A 17,068-nucleotide genomic window follows, 5' to 3' on the forward strand; every position below is an offset into this window, starting at 1 on the left:
GTCAGCTCCTGACGGGGGCGGGCGACGGGCGGTTCGCCCGAGGCGCATGGATGAGGGGGACGGAGTCGATCAGCAGCCTGGTGTACGGATGCTCGGGGCGTGAGATCACACGACGGGTGGGTCCGTCTTCGACGATGCGTCCATGGTCGAGCACGATCAGCCGGTCGCTCATCGCGGCGAGTGATCCGATGTCGTGCGAGATCACCAGCATGGCGAGCTCTGGTCCGCGCGCGTCGCGCAATGCGATGAGCGCCTGCACGACCCGGTCGCGGCTCGCCGCATCGAGAGCGCTGACCGGCTCGTCGAGCAGCAGCAGCCGCGGCTCGACGACCAAGGCGCGGGCGATCGCCGCACGCTGACGCTGGCCGCCGGAGAGGCCCGCGGGCAGGCGCGCGATCAGCTCCTCGTCGAGACCGACCGCGGTGAGGGCCGCCGCGCGACGGCGTGCGGCATCGGCGGCCGGAACACCCGCGATGCGGAGTCCCTCGACGATCGAGTCTGCGACACGGACCCCCGGATCCAGAGACCGGAGCGGATCCTGGAACACGTATTGCACCGCACCGCCGCGCCGCCAGGCTCGCAGGGCGCCGCCGCGAAGCCGCGTGACGTCGCGACCGTCCACGACGAGGCGCGATCCGGCAGAGGGGTCGACCGCACGCAGCACGGCCTTGGCGAGTGTCGTCTTGCCGGAGCCCGATTCACCGACCACGCCGACGACCTCACCGGGGCGCACGGTGAGCGAGATGCGATCGAGCACCCGCACGCGGCCGTAGTCGACCGTGAGGTCTTCGAGTTCGAGAATCGGAACCGTCATGCGAGGAACCTCTCGAGTCCGTAGGCGGCATGCGCACTGAGCAGCTCCCGCGTGTAGGCATGCGCAGGCGCTCGCAGAACCCGCGACGTGGCGCCCGCCTCGACGACGCGTCCGTCTCGGAAGACCTGCACGCGCTCGCAGACCTGAGCGACGACGGCGAGATCGTGCGAGACCAGGATGAGCGCGAGGTCGCGTTCCCTTCGCAGACGGCTGAGGAGCTCGAGCAGCTCCGCCTGCACGGTGACATCGAGCGCGGTCGTCGCCTCATCCGCGATCAGCACCGCGGGGTCGGCGGCGAGCGCCATCGCGATGAGGACGCGCTGCAGCATCCCTCCCGACAGCTGGGCGACACGCTGGCGCAGCACCAGGTCGACCCTGCGTATGCCGAGGTCGTCGAGCAGCTCGCGCGCGCGTTCCCTGGCCTGACGACGCCCCAGCGAGGCGGTGACCCTCAGTGTCTCCTCGAGCTGCGCGCCGACGGGGATCGCCGGATTCAGATACGAGGCCGGGTCCTGGAACACCGCACCGATGTGCGTGCCGCGCACCCGACGCCACGCGCGTTCGTCCGCCTCGGTGAGATCGAACCCGGCGACCTGCACGGTGCCGCCGGTGACTTCGAGGCCGGCGGGCAGGATGCCGAGCAGAGCGCGGCAGGTGAGGGTCTTGCCGCTTCCCGATTCGCCGACGATGCCCAGGGCCTCGCCCGGACGGACCGACGCCGTGACGCCGTGCACGAGTTCCGTGCCGTCGGAGGCCGTGATCACGAGATCCGTGACCGCGGCCGTGGCCGGGCGAGCGAGCGAGGCCTCGTCGAAGGAGGGATGGAGTGGCGATCCGTGCGCGACGGCTGTGCGAACCTCGGTGCCGCGCGTAGCGATGATCGACCCGGTGTCAGACATGCGCGACCGCCTTCCGCTTCGTGGGCACGATCGCCGCCGCTCCGAGCACGTCTCGCGCCGCGTCGGCGACCACGTTGAGAGCGCCGACGGTGACGATGATCGCGAGCGCCGGAGCGAGCGGACCCCACGGCCGCTGGCCGAGGTACCCGAGGTCGCTCGACAGCATCCCTCCCCAGGTCGGCGCCGGCGGCTGCACCCCGATGCCGAGGAAGGTGAGCGACGCGACGGCGAGGAGCGCGCCGCCGAGGGCCGAGACCGATGCGACGACCAGATTGGGCGCGACCTGCCGCCAGACATGCCGCCGCAGGATCCACCAGGCGGAGGCGCCCAGATAGCCCGCCGCGTCGATGTACGGGGAGTCGCGTACCCGCAGAGTGGCAGCGCGCGCGATGCGGAAGAATCCGGGGGCGACCAGGATGCCGATCGCGAGCGTCGCCTGCACGAGGCCGTTGCCCAGCAGCGCAGCGAAGACGATCGCGAACAGGATGAACGGCAGCGCGAGGAGCGCGTCGACGATGCGCAGCGAGAACCACTCGGCGAACCTCGGCACGAAAGCGCTGAGGGCTCCTGGCACCGCTCCGAGCACGAGACCGATGAGCGCGGCGACGACGGCGCTGATGAGTGATGCCGGTGCCCCGGCGAACAGCCGCGAGAGCACGTCCCTGCCGAGATAGTCAGTACCGAGGAGGTGGGCGAGGCTCGGCTCCTGCAGCGCGGCCGACGCGTTCTGCGCGAGCGGATCCTGTGGTGCGAGGGCCGGGCCGGCGACGGCGAGCAGGGCCACGCCGACCAGCACGAGAAGTGCGATCCTGACGCTCCATCCGCCGCGCCACAGTCTCACCGCGGCCGACGATGCGATGACGCTCATGCGGCGCTCCTTTCGGTACCGCCGGTGCGGGAGATCACGATGTTGAGCACAGCCCCGACGATCACGATCATCGCGATCGTCACCAGGAGCACGCCCTGCACGACGGGCACGTCCCCTTGCAGGGCGGCACGGTTGGCGAGCTGCCCGAGTCCCGGCATTCCGAAGATCACCTCGGTGATGACCGCTCCGCCGACCAGCCGCGGTGCGTGCACGCCGAGAGCGGAGAGTGCGGGGCCCGAGGCGATGGGCAGCGCGTGTCGGAACACGATGCGCGCGGGGCCGAGCCCGTGAACCCGTGCCCCGATGATGAAGTTCTCCCCCAGAGTGCCGACGAGCGAAGTCCGCAGCTGCCTGGCGACGTCGGCTCCCGCGTCCAGACTCAGGGCGATCGACGGCAGGACGAGGCAGACCAGCCACGCTCCCAGGTCCTTCTCCGGTGGCGTGTATCCGGCGACAGGGAAGATCGGGATCGCGTGGGAGAAGAGCAGGATCAGTGCGATCGCGGCGACGAACGCGGGCACCGTGGCGGCGATCGTGCTGAACGCGGTCACCACCCGATCGATCGCTCCTCCGCGGGTGACGGCGGCGAGCACGCCGCCGGTGAATCCGAAGACGAGCGCGAACAGCGTCGCCCCCGCCGCGATCGACAGACTGACGGGGAAGGCCTGGGCGATACTGTCTGCGACCGGGATGCTCGTGAACCACGAGGTGCCGAGATCGCCCGTGACAGCCCCCGAGATCCAGTCGACATATCGCACGAGGAAGGGTCGGTCGAGACCGAACTGGTGATTCAACCGGTCGACGTCGGCCTGCGTGGCGACCTCTCCCAGAGCGACAGCCGCGGGATTCGAACCGCTCGCGGCCCCGAGGGCGAAGGTCGCGAAGGTGGCGAGGAGGAAGACGGTGACCGCCGTGACGAGGGTTGCGAGGATCACCCTCAGTGCGGGCCACGCGCTGGGGCGTGCGGCCCCGTCGTCACGCTCGGGCGCTGCGAGCTTCTCGGCGGTCACTGTCGACATGGTCTGCTCAGCCCTCGACCTTGACGTCTTCCCAGCGCTGCACGTCGAGCCAGTGCCGGATGCCGGTCACCGTCTCGGGGTGCACGAGGATCCGCGGCCAGCTGAAGAGGAACGTGTTCGGCTGCAGCTCCACACCGATCTCGACAGCATCCTGGATCTTCTCGGCGTAGTCGTCGGCATCCGTGGGCGTGGCTCTCGCCGCATCGATCGCCTCGGTGAGCTCGGGTGGTGTCTGGCGGCCCAGGTTCATCAGGCCCTCGGTGCCGTAGAGCACCTCGAGTCCCTGGAGCGGCGACTGGCGGCCCGAGTAGCTGTCGAGCACGAACGGCAGGGTGCGCTGCACGTAGTTCTGGGCGACGGCTGCCGCAGGAAGGACGTTCAGGGTGACATCGATTCCGGCCTCCGCCCACTGCGCCTGCAGCACCTCGGCGAGCGCCGTGTCGTCTTCGGTCAGCGACAGGGTGATCTTCAGCCCGTCGGGGTGACCGGCTTCGGCGAGAAGCTGTCTGGCGACCTCCACATCGTGGGGGTACAGGTCGTCGAGTTCCGGGCTGTGTGCGACGTATCCCTCGGGGAACGGCTGCCAGTTCGGCGTGCCCTGCCCGAAGTACGCGGCATCCACGAGCGCCTGCCTGTCCGTGGCATGGCTGATGGCCTGGAGCACGCGCTGGTCATCGAACGGTGCGACGGTGCTGTCGACGTCGAGTGCTCTCACCGTCAGAGCCCTGATCGTCTCGACCTGCAGGTTCGCCGCCTCCGCGCCGGCGACCTGGGCCGGTGGGACCTGCGCGACATCCCACTGCCCCGAGTTCACACCGGCCACGACCGTCGCAGGATCCGTGACGGGGACGATCGAGAAATCGTCGATGAAGATGTGCTCCGCGTTCCAGTAGTCCTCGTTCTTCTCGAGGTCGGCGTGGGCGTTGGGCACGTACTCGGTGAGGGCGAACGGGCCCGAGCCCTCGGGCTGGGTCGCGAGTGTCGTGACGTCGTCGAACGCCGCAGGGTTCACGATGAAGCCCGTCTTGCCCGCGAACAGATACGGCACCTGGTAGTCGGCCTGATCGAGATGGACGGTGACCGTTCGCTCGTCGTCGACATCGATGCCGACGACGATCCGCAGCTGGCCCGCGAGCGTGGAGTTCTCCTGATCGCGCCCTCGTTCGATGCTCTGCTTCACCGCGTCGGCGGTCACGGGCGTGCCGTCCGTGAACTCCGCCCCTTCCCTCAGGTGGAACGTGATCGCCGTGCCGTCGGCGTTGTACTCCCAGCTCTCGGCCAGACCGGGCACGACCTCCCCCTCGGTGTCGAGCTGAGTGAGCCCGTCGTAGACCAGCGCGAGCGCATGCGTGTCCCATCCGGCGGTCGAGGTCACCGGATCCCAGCTCGTGGGCAGTGCCCAGCCCCAGGTCAGCGACGTCGTCTCGGGCGAGTCGGAAGGAGCTGCGGATGCGCCGGCGCAGCCGGCCAGGGCGAGGGTCGCGGCTGTTGCGGCGGCGAGCAGAGGAAGGCGAGATCGGGGGGTCATGACAGCGAACGTAGGAGTGGCGTGTGGTGGCCCACAACGCCCGCGAAGCGGAGGGTCACGTATCGCAACACTGCGAAATATCGGCTGAGGCCAGGGGTCGCCGACAACAGGATGGGGGGCATGACCACGACCTCCTCCCCTGCACTCTGGACGCCTCCCGCCCGCGTTCGCGGCACGCTGGCCCTCGTCACCGGACGCGGCGAGCGCGCAGGCGTGTACGAGCGCTTCGGCCGGCGTCTGAGCGCGGACGGCTACATCGTCGCCGTCTTCGACGAGGACGCCGATGCCGCGAGTGCCTGGCTGTCGGAGACCGCCGACACCCCGCGGGTGCTCGTCGGCTCGGATGCCGGAGCATCCGCCGTGCTGCGCCTCGTCGCGCAGGGCGCCTCCGTGGAGGCGGCGGTCGTCGCCGGCACCCTGGTGGATGCCGAACTCGATCTGCCATCGGCTGAGGAGCGCACGGCCTGCCCGCTGCACCTGGGTGTGCTGGCCGCCGAGGCCACCTCGGTCGACGTGGCCCGAGCGGAGCCGCTCCCGGCACCCGCCGACCTCGCGGCGATCGATGTGCCCGTGCTCGCGATCCACGGCGGCGCCGATGCGGTCTCTCCCCTGCCGCAGCTGATCGACGCGTTGCGCGCCGTTCCCGACCTCGAGATCGTCGAGACCGTCGACGGACTCCACGACGCGCTCAACGACCAGTCACACCGGAGCGTCGCGGCGGCGCTCGTGCAGTGGCTCGAGCGTCTGCGCGGCGGCGACGTGCATGCCGCGATCATCCGCACGCACGAGACGGCGGCGGTGGCGACCGCATGACCGAGTTCTCCACCCGCCAGATCCAGGCCGGCTACGTGCCAGGCACCCCGCAGAACACCGCGGTCCCGCCGATCTATCAGACGGCCGCGTACGAGTTCGCGTCGCTCGCCGACGCCGCAGACCTGTTCGCGCTGCGCGCCGCCGGAAATCTCTACAGCCGCAACGCCAGCCCGACCCAGCAGATCCTCGAGGAGCGCATCGCCGCACTCGAGGGAGGGGCGTCGGCGGTGGCCGTGGCATCGGGGCAGGCGGCGGTCGCCGTGACCCTGCTCGCGCTCGTGGGGCGTGGTGGCCACATCGTCGCCGCCACCCAGCTGTACGGGGGCACGGTCGACCTGCTGCAGGAGACCTTCGACGACTTCGGCATCCCGGTGACCTTCGTCGATCAGGACGACCCCGACGCCTGGCGCGCGGCGATCCGTCCCGAGACGCGCGTGCTGTTCGCCGAGTCGATCGCGAACCCGATCGCCCAGGTCCTCGACATCCGCGCCGTCGCCGACATCGCGCAAGACGCAGGCGTCCCGCTCGTGATCGACAACACCGTCGGCACCCCGTATCTCGTGCGCCCCGGCGAGCACGGCGCCGACTTCGTGGTGCACTCCGCGACCAAGTTCCTCAGCGGCCACGGCACGTCTCTCGGCGGTGTGGTCGTCGACCAGGGCACCTTCGACTTCGGCCGCGAGCCCGCGCGCTGGCCGCACTTCACCGAGCCCTACGCACGCGTCGGCGACTTCACCCTGTGGGACCGCTTCGGCAGCGGCCAGGCGTTCGCGGCGCTCGTGAAGTCGAAGTACGTGCACGACCTCGGTCCCTCCCTCTCGCCGTTCAACGCGTGGCAGATCCTGCAGGGCATCGAGACCCTCGACCTGCGAGTGGCGCGGCAGACGGCCACGGCGCTCGCGATCGCGCGGCACCTGCAGGCGCATCCGGCGGTCGCGACCGTGCACCACCCCGGCCTCGAGGGCAACCGCTGGCATCCGCTCGCCCAGCGCTACCTGCCGCGAGGAGGCCCCTCGGTCTTCTCGTTCGACCTCGCGGTGCCGCTGGATGCCGAGACGCAGGGCAGCGTCGCGCGCGTGGTCGACTCGCTGCAGGTGATCCGCCTGGTCGCGAACATCGGCGATGCGCGCAGCATGGTGAATCATCCGGCGTCCATGACCCATTCGCACCTCACCGCCGAGCAGCGGGCCGCAGCAGGCATCTCACTCACGACCATCCGTCTGTCGGCGGGTCTCGAAGACCCCGTCGACCTCATCGCCGACCTCGACCGCGCGCTCACGCTGGTCTGACGCAAGGACCATCATGGCAATCGACCTCGGCTACTGGACGCCCGTGTACGGCGGGTTCCTCCGCAACGTCACCGATGAGGGCCGCATGGCCGCGACCTGGGAGTACATCCGCGAGGTGTCGGTGACGGCCGACCGTCTCGGATTCCACACCACCCTGGTGCCCGAGCTGTACCTCAACGACCGCAAGGGCGTCGATGCGCCGAGCCTGGAGGCGTGGTCGCTGTCGGCGTCCATCCTCGCCGTGACCGAGCGGCTGCGCGTCATGACCGCCGTCCGCCCCGGTTTCCACCTGCCGGCGGTGCTCGCGAAGACCGTGGGGACGCTGGATCAGATCGCCCCTGGGCGCGTCTCCCTCAACGTCGTCGCCGCGTGGTGGGCCGAGGAGGCCCGACAGTTCGGCGGGCGGTTCACGACCCATGACGAGCGCTACGTGCAGGCCGAGGAGTTCGTGACGGTGCTGAACGGCCTGTGGGAGCACACGCCGTACTCGTTCGAGGGTTCGCACTACTCGCTCGACGGCACGATCGTCGAGCCGAAGCCGTCGGCCCACCCCGTGATCTTCGCCGGCGGAGAGAGCGAGGCGGGGCGTGAATCGATCGCCGGCTTCGCCGACGCGTACGTCATGCACGGCGGCACGCTCGACGAGGTGCGCGCCAACGTCACCGACATGAATGCCCGCTCCGAGCGGCTGCACGGCCGCCCGATCGCCGAGTTCGGGATGCCGGCATACGTGATCGTCCGCGACACCGAAGCAGAGGCGCAGCGCGAGCTCGACCGCATCACGACCGTCGACCCCGACTCCCCCGGATACGCGTCGTTCGAGGAGTTCCAGCGCAACTCGAAGCTCTCGCTCGAGCTCACCCGTCGTGAGTACTCGGTCGGCACCAGGGGCCTTCGCCCGAACCTCGTCGGCACGGCAGAGCAGGTCGCCGAACGCATCCACGACTACGCGGATGCCGGCATCACCCTGCTGCTGATCCAGGCGTCACCGCTCGACGAGGAGCTGGAGAGGATCGCCGAGCAGGTCTTCCCCCTCGTGCCGCAGCGCACGCTCACGGCTCTGACCTGATCGTCCCGGCTGTCGGTCGCACCCTCTACGCTGAGACCATGACTGGTCTTCGTTGGGGAATCCTCGCGACCGGCGGCATCGCCGGCGCGTTCGCATCCGATCTGCGCACCGCCGGGCTCGATCTCGTCGCCGTCGGCTCCCGCTCGCAGGAGTCGGCCGACGCGTTCGCGGCCCGCTTCGACATCGCGCACGCGCACCCGTCGTACGAGGCGCTCGTCGCCGATCCCGACGTCGACATCATCTACGTCTCCACGCCGCACCCGATGCACCACGAGGGCGCCCGCCTGGCGCTCGAGGCGGGCAAGCACGTCCTGGTCGAGAAGGCGTTCACCCTCAACCGGGGCGAAGCCGAAGACCTGCAGCGCCTGGCCGCCGAACGGGGACTGCTCGTGATGGAGGCGATGTGGACGCGCTATCTGCCGCACATGGTCCGCATCCGCGAGATCATCGCCGCCGGCACACTCGGCGAGATCCGCGCGGTGAGTGCCGACCACACGCAGCTCCTCCCGTCCGATCCCGCGCATCGTCTGAACGCCCTCGAACTCGGCGGTGGCGCGCTGCTCGACCTCGGGATCTACCCGATCTCGTTCGTCTGGGACATCCTCGGCGCACCGGTCAGCATCCAGGCGGCGGGCCGTCTCATCGAGACCGGTGCGGACGCCGAGGTCGCGACGATCATGACGCACGAGGGCGGCGCGCTCTCGACCACGCTGTCTTCGTCGAGAGCGGCCGGCCCGAACGCGGCGAGCATCGTCGGCACGAAGGCCCGCATCGACATCGACCGCGTCTGGTACACGCCCACCACGTTCCGCGTCGTGCTGCCCGACGGCACGATCGCCGAGGAGTACGCCTCCGACGTCGCGGGTCGGGGCATGGAGTACCAGGCGCATGCCGCTGAGCGGCTCGTGCGCGAGGGCCTACTCGAAGGCGACATCCTGCCGATCGCCGAGAGTGTCGCCATCATGGGCACGCTCGACGAGATCCGCGCCCAGATCGGCGTCCGCTACCCCGGCGAAGGAGACACCAATGGCTGAGGCACACGACGCACGCGTCGCCGTCTACCTCGACTTCGACAACATCGTCATCTCCTGGTACGACCGGGTGCACGGACGCAACGCCTACGGCAAGGACCGTCAGCGCATCACCGAGAACCCCTCCGACCCCGAGGTCACCGAGCGGCTCGCCCGCGCCATGATCGAGGTCGGCGCGATCATCGACTACGCCGCCTCCTTCGGCACTCTCGTGCTCACCCGCGCCTACGCCGACTGGTCATCCCCCGTGAATGCGGTGTACCGCTCGCAGCTCGTCGCGCGTGCGGTCGACCTCGTCCAGCTGTTCCCCGCCGCGGCCTATGCCAAGAACGGTGCCGACATCCGCCTGGCGGTGGATGCCGTCGAAGACATGTTCCGTCTGCCCGATCTCACGCACGTCGTGATCGTCGCCGGCGACAGCGACTACGTGCCGCTCGCGCAGCGCTGCAAGCGCCTGGGCCGCTATGTCATCGGCGTCGGCGTCGCCGGTTCCACCGCCAAGTCGCTGGCCGCCGCGTGCGACGAGTTCGAGGCCTACGACTCACTCCCGGGCGTCGTGCGACCGACCAAGGCCGCAGCCCCCGCCCCGGTGGCCGCGGAGGTCCCCGAGCCCGTCGCCGAGCCCGAGCCCGCAGTGAAGACCAAGTCCAGGCAGCCGGCCAAGACCGCCAAGGCGAAGGCCGCAGCCCAGGCACCGGCGAAGGTCGACGAGCAGGGCGAGGGCACCGAACAGGGCGAGGCGACCGAACTGCTGCAGCGTGCGCTGCGCTTGGGCCACGACAAGGCCGACGCAGACGAGTGGCTGCACAGCTCGGCCGTGAAGACGCACATGCGACGCATGGATCCGTCGTTCAGCGAGAAGGCTCTCGGCTACCGGTCGTTCTCGGACTTCCTCAAGTCGCGCGACAACATCGCCGAGCTCGAGGAGACCGGGCACGAGCGCCTGGTGAAGCTGCGCGACTCGGCCTCCTGAGCGAGGCCACGGCCCCGCGGTTCACTCCGTGAAGTCGTACTCCTGGAACGCCGCGACCTCGGGCACCCATCGCTCCGACACGAACGCGGTGTGCGCGGGGTGCTCGTTGTACGCCCGGTAGGCATCGGCGTCCTGGAACACCATAGAGAACTGATGCTCGAGGTCGCTCTTCGGACTCACCTGCCTGCGGATCGTGAAGTCCTCGACACCGGGGATCGATGAGAGCGTCGAACGCCCGGTGTCGAGGAAGTCCCGCTCCTCGGTCGAACCCGCCTCGTGGACGAGGCGGAAGACGACGGTGTGCTGAATGGCCATGGAGCGGGTCTCCGATCTCAGAGAGTCGACTCGAATGGGTCGAAGTCGGCGCTGAGGGAGCCGACGGACTCGAGCGTGCTCTCGACCTTCACGAAGCTGCGCGACTCCGCGGCCTCCTCGATCGAGAGCAGGGTGTCGAGCACGTGGTACCCGAACTCGCCGGTGGCGACGTGCGGGCGGCCCGCCGCGATCGAACGCGCCATGTCGAGCAGTCCGACGCCGCGGCCCGAGAGCACACCCTCCTGCTCGAGGTCGACGACCTCCTGCACGGTCGGCTCCGGCGGAACGAAGACCCGCTCCAGCGGACGCGTGATGGTGATCGACCCGCCGAATGTGTTCGGGTCGGGGATCACGATCGTGCCCTCGGTGCCGGTGATCTCGACGATGCCCTGACGCAGCAGCGGTGAGTCGGTGCTGTACAGGCTCTGCGCCTGTCCGCCCTGCTCGAAGTCCATGAGCACGCTCAGCGTCGACGGGATCTCGACCGGGAACTCCTGACCTGCGAGCTCGCCGACCTGCACTTTGCGCGTCGGCGTGCCCTGCAGCCCGAGGGCAGCCACAGCCGCGACCGGACCGAACACATGCACGAGCGCCGAGACGTAGTACGGCCCCATGTCGAGCAGCGGGCCCGCACCCTTGGCGTACAGGAAGGCGGGGTTGGGGTGGAAGATCTCCGGTCCCTGCCACTGGAAGGTGGTCTGGGCGAACAGCGGGCGACCGATGTCCCCGCGAGCGATCGCGCGCTTCGCCGTCTGCACTCCCGGTCCGAGCACGGTGTCGGGCGCCACGCCGACGCGGAGCCCGGCGGCATCCGCCTTCTGCAGCAGCCGCAGCGACTCGTCACGGCTCACACCGATCGGCTTCTCGGTCCAGACGTGCTTGCCCGCGGCGATGATCGCCTCGGACACCTCGACGTGCACCGCCGGGATGGTCAGGTTCACGACGATGTCGATCTCGGGGTCGTTCAGGACGACCTCCACGCCTCCGGCCCGGGGCACACCGTACTTCTCGGCCTGCGCCTTCGCGCGGTCCTCGAGCACGTCGCCGACGGCGATGACGCGCACATCCGGGAAGGTCGTGAGGTTCGAGAGGTACTGGTCGCTGATGTTTCCCGCGCCGATGATGCCGACGCCGACGGGTCCGTTGCCGATCGCCATCAGCCGGCCACCTTCTCGTCGAGGTAGATGCGGCTGCGCTCGACGGCGGCCCACAGGTCGCCCTCATAGTGATCGAACTCGACGATCGCGAGCTCGAGCGCGGGTGCGGCGGCGACGGCCTCGACGAGCGGGACCGTGCCCTCGCCCGCGGGAACCTGGTCGGCCGGCGGGTAGGCGGCGAGGAGCGCCGGGTCGAGCGTGCCGTCCTTGGCGTGCACCGCGATCACACGATCACCGAGACGCTGGAGCAGTGCGACCGGGTCGACACCGCCGCGCGCGACCCAGTACAGGTCGACCTCGAGCACGACTCGCTCGTCGAGCAGTCCCGCGAGAACCTCGAGACCGGTGACGCCGTCGAAGACGGCCTCCAGCTCGTGCGCGTGGTTGTGGTAGCCGACGCGCACGCCGACCGTGGCGCCGATCTCGGCGGCTTCGTTCAGCAGACGAGCGGTCTCCTGGATCTGCTCGACCGACTCCCAGCGGGCAGGCTCGGTGTACGGGTCGATGACGGTGCCCATACCGAGCACCTTGGCCGCGGCGAAGACCTCGGCGGGCGACGGCACCGGGAGGGTGGTGCCGCTGCCGTCGGGGTTCACGAACGACTGCGAAGCGAGGAACGCGTGACCGGAGGGTGCCGTGAGACCAGCGCTCTGCAGCGCATCGGCCATCGGCTGCGCGCGGCGCACGAAGTCGTAGGGCTCGACGGCGGTGAATCCACGAGCGGCGACCTCTTTCAGGGATCCTTCGAGGTCGGCCTCCAGCTGGTCCTTGATCGTGAACAGCTGGATGGAAGTCTGGATCGTCACTGGTCTCTCCTTCAGTCATCGGCGACGTGCGGGTTCATCGACCCGTCTGTCCGAGCACGTTACCACCAAATACCTCCGTGCGGAAGTTTTCATTTCGCTACACTCTCCCCATGACCGACGACCTCTCCCCGACCGACGACGAGGGTCGCCCTCGCCCCCGCGGCGCCTATGCGAAGGGGATCGCCCGACGCCAGGAGATCCTGGACAGAGCGATCGAGGTCTTCGCGGAGCGAGGCGCCGACCGCACGAGTCTGCGCTCGATCGCGAGCGCCGTCGGCGTGACCCACTCGGCGTTGACCCACTACTTCGGCTCCCTCGAGGAGCTGCTCGTGGCGGTCTATCAGGAGAGCACCGTTCCCGAGAGGCAGCGACCGGATCTGCTCCCCCCAGACGCCACCCCCGTCGAGCGAATGATCGAGTCCGCCCGCACCAACCGTGAGATCCCCGGTCTCGTGCAGCTCTACTCGACGCTCGTCGCGGCCGCTCTCGAAGAGGGCCACCCTGCGGCACGCGAGTTCGCCACGACCCGCTTCTCCCGGCTTCGCACGGACATGGCCACGATCGTCCGCGACCAGCAGAAGAGCGGTCGCATGCGCGAGGACGTGGATGCAGATGCCGTCGCCGCCCTCGTCGTCGCAGCATCGGACGGCCTGCAGACCCAGTGGCTGCTCGACGACTCGGCACCCCAGCACGAGGCGTTGGCACTGCTCGACAGGCTGCTCCGCCCCTGACGCTCGGTAGGGTGAGGGGGTGACAGCTGCCGAGACCGCCTCGCGGTCGCCCTACGAGCGGGCGCTCGGTGAGCGCATCGCAGAACTCCACCCGAAGACGGCCTGGTACTTCCGCACCATCCCCGACGGCCAGGTGGGCGTCGGAACGGGCGTCTTCACGACCGCGGGCTCACGGCACCGATGGCTCTGGCCCGTGTTCCGCGTCGCGGAGGCACTCGGCGTCGCGTTCGCCGGCTGGGAGCAGGATGTGCCGTTCCGCATCGAGAACCGCACGATCGACGGCACGGCCGTGGCCGTCCGCCACTTCGAGCTTCCGGGGCGCACCTGGGTCATGCCCGACACGGTGACCCTCGGCGCGAATCGCATCCTGCGCAATGAGATCGGCCCCCACCGCACGGTCGTCACCACCTTCGACATCGACGTCCGGGGCGGAGCTGTCGTGCTCACGATCCGACGCGTCGGGATGCGGTTCGGTCGTCTCCGCATCGCCGCCCCCCGCTTCCTGAGTCCGCGCATCGGCCTCATCGAGCGCTGGGACGAAGACCGCGAGCGACACCACGTGAACATGACGATCGATGCTCCGCTGCTCGGTCGCGTCTACGAGTACACCGGCTTCTTCGAGTACGCGATCGAGAGCGAGACCCCGTGACGAACGCCACTCCTCTGCCCGCAGGCCCCGTGGTGATCGGCGGCTCCACGGGGTTCATGGGCCAGTACCTGATCCCGCGCCTGCGCGCGGCCGGACGCGAGGTCGTCACGATCTCGCGCTCAGGCGCCGACATCGCGTGGGGCGACCAGGACGCGATCGACCGCGCTGTCGACGGATCATCCTTGGTCATCGGCCTCGCCGGCAAGAGCGTGAACTGCCGGTACACCCCTGAGAACCGCGCGGCCATCTTCCGCTCACGACTCGACACCACGGCGTCGCTGAGCTCGGCGATCGCGAAGGCGTCGAGCCCGCCGCCGCTGTGGGTGAACTCGTCGACCGCGACGATCTACCGCCACGCGGAAGACCGTCCGATGACCGAATCGTCCGGAGACATCGGCACCGGGTTCTCCGTCGAGGTCGCCAAGGCCTGGGAGCGCGCACTGTTCGCCGACGACCTGCCGGCCACCCGCCGGGTGGCGCTGCGCAGCGCGATCGTGCTCGGTCACGGCGGTGTCCTCGGCCCGCTCAAGAACCTGGCCAGGCTCGGCCTCGGCGGCGCGCAGCACGACGGTCCCTGGCCGATCAGTCGCGCGCGTCGGGCCGCCGGCACCGGCCACCGCCCCGGCGCACGACGAGGTGAGCAGCGTTTCAGCTGGGTGCACGTCGAAGACGTCGCACGCATCATCGACTTCCTAGAGGTGACTCCGTCTCTCGAGGGTCCGGTGAACGCGGCCTCCCCGAATCCCTCCGACAACGCCGAGTTCATGGCCACGGTGCGCCGCGTGCTCGGCGTCGGCTTCGGTCCTCCGATGCCGCGCTGGATGCTCGAGCTCGGCGCCATCGGCATCCGTACCGAGACCGAGCTGATCCTGAAGAGCCGTTGGGCGATCCCCGAGAAGCTCACCGTAGCCGGCTTCGAGTTCGCCTACCCGACGCTCGAGGATGCCATCAGGGAGTCGTTCGACGTCGAGCAGGCCGCCTAGCCTGCCGCGGACTCCGACCCCGTGGACGAGTCGCCGTTCTCACGGCGACGCTTCTCGATCTCCTGGCGCAGCCGCCACTCCTCGATCTCACGGTCGAGATCGGCGATCTGCTGCTCGGTGCTGCGAGTGTCGACCGGCGCCGCAGCGGGCCGCGGTTCCGGCCGCCGTGTCGTCGGTCGGGCAGCCGGACGCATCCTCGGGATGCGCAGCCCCGCCTCGGAGTACTCCCTGCCGATCGCGAACCACAGCAGGCTGCCGATCAGCGGCAGGAGGATGACGATGATGATCCACGCCATCTTGGGCAGGAACCTCACCTGCGCATCGTCGCGCTTGATGATGTCGACCAGGGCGCCGACCATCAGCGCGATGACGAGGATCGAGAACAAGAACGGCATGAGTTCAGGGTAGACGACGACCGGCCGTCATGCCCGACTACGGGAGCAGATGCCCCGCGGCACGGAAGAGCTCGTACCACTCGGCACGCGTGAGCTCGATGTCAGCGCCTGCGGCGGCATCCCGCACCCGTTCCGGCGTCGTGGTCCCGAGCACCACCTGCATCTTCGCGGGGTGCCGAGTGATCCAGGCCGTCGCGATCGCGATCGGCGCGACGCCGTACGACGCCGCGAGGCGGTCGATCACCGCGTTGAGCTCGGCGTACTCGGGGTTGCCGAGGAAGACGCCGGTGAAGAAGCCGCCCTGGAACGGCGACCACGCCTGGACCGTGATGCCGTTGATGCGGCAGTACTCGACGATGCCGCCGCCGTCGCGGACGATGCTCTGGTCCTCGCCCACCATGTTCGCGGCCACGGGCTGCGCGATGATCGGCGCGTGCGTGATCGACAGCTGCAGCTGGTTGGCGATCAGCGGCTGCGTCACGGCCGTGCGGAGCAGGTCGATCTGCCGTGGCGTGTGGTTCGAGACGCCGAAAGCCCTGACCTTGCCCGCCGCCTCCACCTCGTCGAATGCCCTGGCGACCTCGTCGGGCTCGACGAGCGCGTCCGGTCGGTGCAGCAGCAGGACGTCGATGTGGTCGGTGCGCAGCGCCTTCAGCGATCCTTCGACCTGGCGGACGATGTGCTCGTACGAGAAGTCGAACGAACCCTCCGCGGGGTTGATCCCGCACTTCGTCTGCAGCACGATCTCGTCACGCTCGGCCGCACTCAGACCGAGCGCGTCGGCGAAGCGACCCTCGCAGAAGTGCATGCTTCCGCCGTAGATGTCGGCGTGATCGAAGAAGTCCACTCCTGCGCTCCGGGCGGTGTCGTACAGCGCGCGGATCTGGGCGTCGTCCTTGTCGTCGATGCGCATCATCCCGGCGACGACGGCGGGGGCGGTGGAGGATCCGAACGGGACAGTCTTCATACGACCCACGCTACTGCGACCCGGCGCCGAGAAGCGAGCGCCATCAGACGTCGTGCACGCAGGGCATCAGCTGCGAGGGCGTGACGTCGAGAGCATCGGCGATCTCACCGAGATCTGCCACGGTGAAGTCGAGCTGCATGGCGAGCTTCTTGCGCAACTGGTGGGCGGGCATCCCGATCCGCTCGGAGAGCCATTCGGTGGTCCGACCCGCACGAACGATCTCGTACGCCACAGTCAATGCCACCACTCGTCGCACATCTGTCGTCACCCAGAGACAGTATCGCCACATGCGGGGCGCCACAAGAGCGAACAGCACCAGTATGACGGCATCCTGGCTTCGTGCCGGTGCTATCGTGACTCACGTGAAGACACCGGGCGAGCAGTTCAATGCGGCCGTCGGGCGCCAGCTTCGGGCCGAGATCGCCGCTGCAGGCAGCAGCATCGCCGCGATGGCTCGCGAGATCGGCATCGCCCGCAGCGCTCTCGACAACTACGTCACGGGCAAGCGTGCGATCCCCGTGCCCGTCCTCTATGCCGTGAGCACGGCGCTGGACGTCGAGCCCCACGTCGTGCTGAGCCGCGCCGAGGAACGACTCCGCGCGGAGGGCGGACGCCACATCGCGACGGTCACGCCACTGCATCCGCGCACCGATGTCCCCGGTCGACGCCAAGATGAGTCCGAGGTGGCATTCGAGTCGCCTCTCGCACACGACGACGACACCGACGATCTCTACGATTGACGACCCCGCGATGAGGAGGCCT

General features: G+C 69.3%; 20 protein-coding genes. 9 read left to right on the plus strand and 11 right to left on the minus strand.

Annotated elements, in window-relative coordinates; all coding sequences use genetic code 11:
* Position 1: 1 nt before the first annotated feature.
* Genes JOF42_RS14805 through JOF42_RS14825 form a run of 5 tightly spaced genes read right to left on the minus strand, consistent with a single transcriptional unit; the run spans position 2 to position 5,128 of the window.
* Positions 2 to 814 (minus strand): ABC transporter ATP-binding protein, encoded by an 813-nt coding sequence (locus tag JOF42_RS14805; RefSeq protein WP_210098528.1) that lies wholly within the window; start codon positions 812 to 814, stop codon positions 2 to 4.
* A complete protein-coding gene (locus JOF42_RS14810) occupies positions 811 to 1,713 on the minus strand; it encodes an ATP-binding cassette domain-containing protein (RefSeq protein ID WP_210098529.1) in 903 nt (300 codons plus the stop codon). Before JOF42_RS14810 ends, JOF42_RS14805 begins: the two co-directional genes overlap by 4 nt.
* Complete coding sequence (locus JOF42_RS14815) at positions 1,706 to 2,581, minus strand: ABC transporter permease (protein WP_210098530.1); 876 nt, start codon at positions 2,579 to 2,581, stop codon at positions 1,706 to 1,708. Before JOF42_RS14815 ends, JOF42_RS14810 begins: the two co-directional genes overlap by 8 nt.
* A complete protein-coding gene (locus tag JOF42_RS14820) occupies positions 2,578 to 3,600 on the minus strand; it encodes an ABC transporter permease (protein ID WP_210098531.1) in 1,023 nt (340 codons plus the stop codon). The genes JOF42_RS14815 and JOF42_RS14820 overlap by 4 nt, the downstream gene beginning before the upstream one ends.
* A gap of 7 nt (positions 3,601 to 3,607) precedes the next feature.
* On the minus strand, positions 3,608 to 5,128 hold the full coding sequence (locus JOF42_RS14825; RefSeq protein ID WP_210098532.1) for an ABC transporter substrate-binding protein: 1,521 nt from the start codon (positions 5,126 to 5,128) through the stop codon (positions 3,608 to 3,610).
* A gap of 120 nt (positions 5,129 to 5,248) precedes the next feature.
* On the opposite strand from JOF42_RS14825, the gene JOF42_RS14830 reads away from it, so the two are divergent.
* Genes JOF42_RS14830 through JOF42_RS14850 form a run of 5 tightly spaced genes read left to right on the plus strand, consistent with a single transcriptional unit; the run spans position 5,249 to position 10,303 of the window.
* The gene (locus JOF42_RS14830) at positions 5,249 to 5,941 is read left to right on the plus strand and encodes an alpha/beta hydrolase (RefSeq protein ID WP_210098533.1); all 693 of its coding nucleotides are present in this window, start codon (positions 5,249 to 5,251) and stop codon (positions 5,939 to 5,941) included.
* A complete protein-coding gene (locus JOF42_RS14835; protein ID WP_210098534.1) occupies positions 5,938 to 7,230 on the plus strand; it encodes an O-acetylhomoserine aminocarboxypropyltransferase/cysteine synthase family protein in 1,293 nt (430 codons plus the stop codon). Before JOF42_RS14830 ends, JOF42_RS14835 begins: the two co-directional genes overlap by 4 nt.
* A 13-nt stretch (positions 7,231 to 7,243) precedes the next feature.
* Entirely contained in the window at positions 7,244 to 8,299 is a 1,056-nt protein-coding gene (locus tag JOF42_RS14840) for an LLM class flavin-dependent oxidoreductase (protein ID WP_245340820.1), read from the plus strand.
* A 38-nt stretch (positions 8,300 to 8,337) separates the two neighbouring features.
* Positions 8,338 to 9,333, plus strand: a complete 996-nt coding sequence (locus JOF42_RS14845) for a Gfo/Idh/MocA family protein (protein WP_210098535.1) — start codon at positions 8,338 to 8,340, stop codon at positions 9,331 to 9,333.
* Entirely contained in the window at positions 9,326 to 10,303 is a 978-nt protein-coding gene (locus tag JOF42_RS14850) for an NYN domain-containing protein (RefSeq protein ID WP_210098536.1), read from the plus strand. Before JOF42_RS14845 ends, JOF42_RS14850 begins: the two co-directional genes overlap by 8 nt.
* Before the next feature lie 21 nt (positions 10,304 to 10,324).
* On the opposite strand, the gene JOF42_RS14855 is transcribed toward JOF42_RS14850, so the two are convergent.
* Genes JOF42_RS14855 through JOF42_RS14865 form a run of 3 tightly spaced genes read right to left on the minus strand, consistent with a single transcriptional unit; the run spans position 10,325 to position 12,581 of the window.
* Positions 10,325 to 10,618 carry a Dabb family protein gene (locus tag JOF42_RS14855; protein WP_210098537.1) on the minus strand — a complete coding sequence of 98 codons (294 nt, stop codon included), beginning with the start codon at positions 10,616 to 10,618 and terminating at the stop codon, positions 10,325 to 10,327.
* A gap of 17 nt (positions 10,619 to 10,635) precedes the next feature.
* The gene (locus tag JOF42_RS14860) at positions 10,636 to 11,775 is read right to left on the minus strand and encodes a Gfo/Idh/MocA family protein (RefSeq protein WP_210098538.1); all 1,140 of its coding nucleotides are present in this window, start codon (positions 11,773 to 11,775) and stop codon (positions 10,636 to 10,638) included.
* The gene (locus JOF42_RS14865) at positions 11,775 to 12,581 is read right to left on the minus strand and encodes a sugar phosphate isomerase/epimerase family protein (protein WP_210098539.1); all 807 of its coding nucleotides are present in this window, start codon (positions 12,579 to 12,581) and stop codon (positions 11,775 to 11,777) included. The genes JOF42_RS14860 and JOF42_RS14865 overlap by 1 nt, the downstream gene beginning before the upstream one ends.
* 110 nt (positions 12,582 to 12,691) lie before the next feature.
* On the opposite strand from JOF42_RS14865, the gene JOF42_RS14870 reads away from it, so the two are divergent.
* From JOF42_RS14870 to JOF42_RS14880, 3 genes are read left to right on the plus strand one after another with little or no spacing between them, the layout of a single operon-like run.
* Positions 12,692 to 13,312, plus strand: a complete 621-nt coding sequence (locus JOF42_RS14870) for a TetR/AcrR family transcriptional regulator (RefSeq protein WP_210098540.1) — start codon at positions 12,692 to 12,694, stop codon at positions 13,310 to 13,312.
* Positions 13,313 to 13,331: 19 nt separating this feature from the next.
* Positions 13,332 to 13,961 carry a DUF4166 domain-containing protein gene (locus JOF42_RS14875; protein WP_210098541.1) on the plus strand — a complete coding sequence of 210 codons (630 nt, stop codon included), beginning with the start codon at positions 13,332 to 13,334 and terminating at the stop codon, positions 13,959 to 13,961.
* On the plus strand, positions 13,958 to 14,944 hold the full coding sequence (locus tag JOF42_RS14880; protein ID WP_307803617.1) for an epimerase: 987 nt from the start codon (positions 13,958 to 13,960) through the stop codon (positions 14,942 to 14,944). Before JOF42_RS14875 ends, JOF42_RS14880 begins: the two co-directional genes overlap by 4 nt.
* Here JOF42_RS14880 and JOF42_RS14885 read toward each other — a convergent pair.
* From JOF42_RS14885 to JOF42_RS14895, 3 genes are read right to left on the minus strand one after another with little or no spacing between them, the layout of a single operon-like run.
* A complete protein-coding gene (locus JOF42_RS14885) occupies positions 14,941 to 15,339 on the minus strand; it encodes a PLDc N-terminal domain-containing protein (RefSeq protein ID WP_210098542.1) in 399 nt (132 codons plus the stop codon). The genes JOF42_RS14880 and JOF42_RS14885 overlap by 4 nt on opposite strands.
* 37 nt (positions 15,340 to 15,376) lie before the next feature.
* Entirely contained in the window at positions 15,377 to 16,306 is a 930-nt protein-coding gene (locus JOF42_RS14890) for an aldo/keto reductase (protein ID WP_210098543.1), read from the minus strand.
* 43 nt (positions 16,307 to 16,349) lie between these two features.
* Entirely contained in the window at positions 16,350 to 16,574 is a 225-nt protein-coding gene (locus JOF42_RS14895; RefSeq protein ID WP_210098544.1) for a hypothetical protein, read from the minus strand.
* A 94-nt stretch (positions 16,575 to 16,668) separates the two neighbouring features.
* Here JOF42_RS14895 and JOF42_RS14900 point away from each other — a divergent pair, with 94 nt between their 5' ends.
* A complete protein-coding gene (locus tag JOF42_RS14900; RefSeq protein ID WP_307803618.1) occupies positions 16,669 to 17,046 on the plus strand; it encodes a helix-turn-helix domain-containing protein in 378 nt (125 codons plus the stop codon).
* Positions 17,047 to 17,068: the final 22 nt, after the last annotated feature.

Origin of the sequence: Microbacterium phyllosphaerae, from assembly GCF_017876435.1 — a bacterium.
Classification (GTDB): Bacteria; Actinomycetota; Actinomycetes; order Actinomycetales; family Microbacteriaceae; genus Microbacterium; species Microbacterium phyllosphaerae.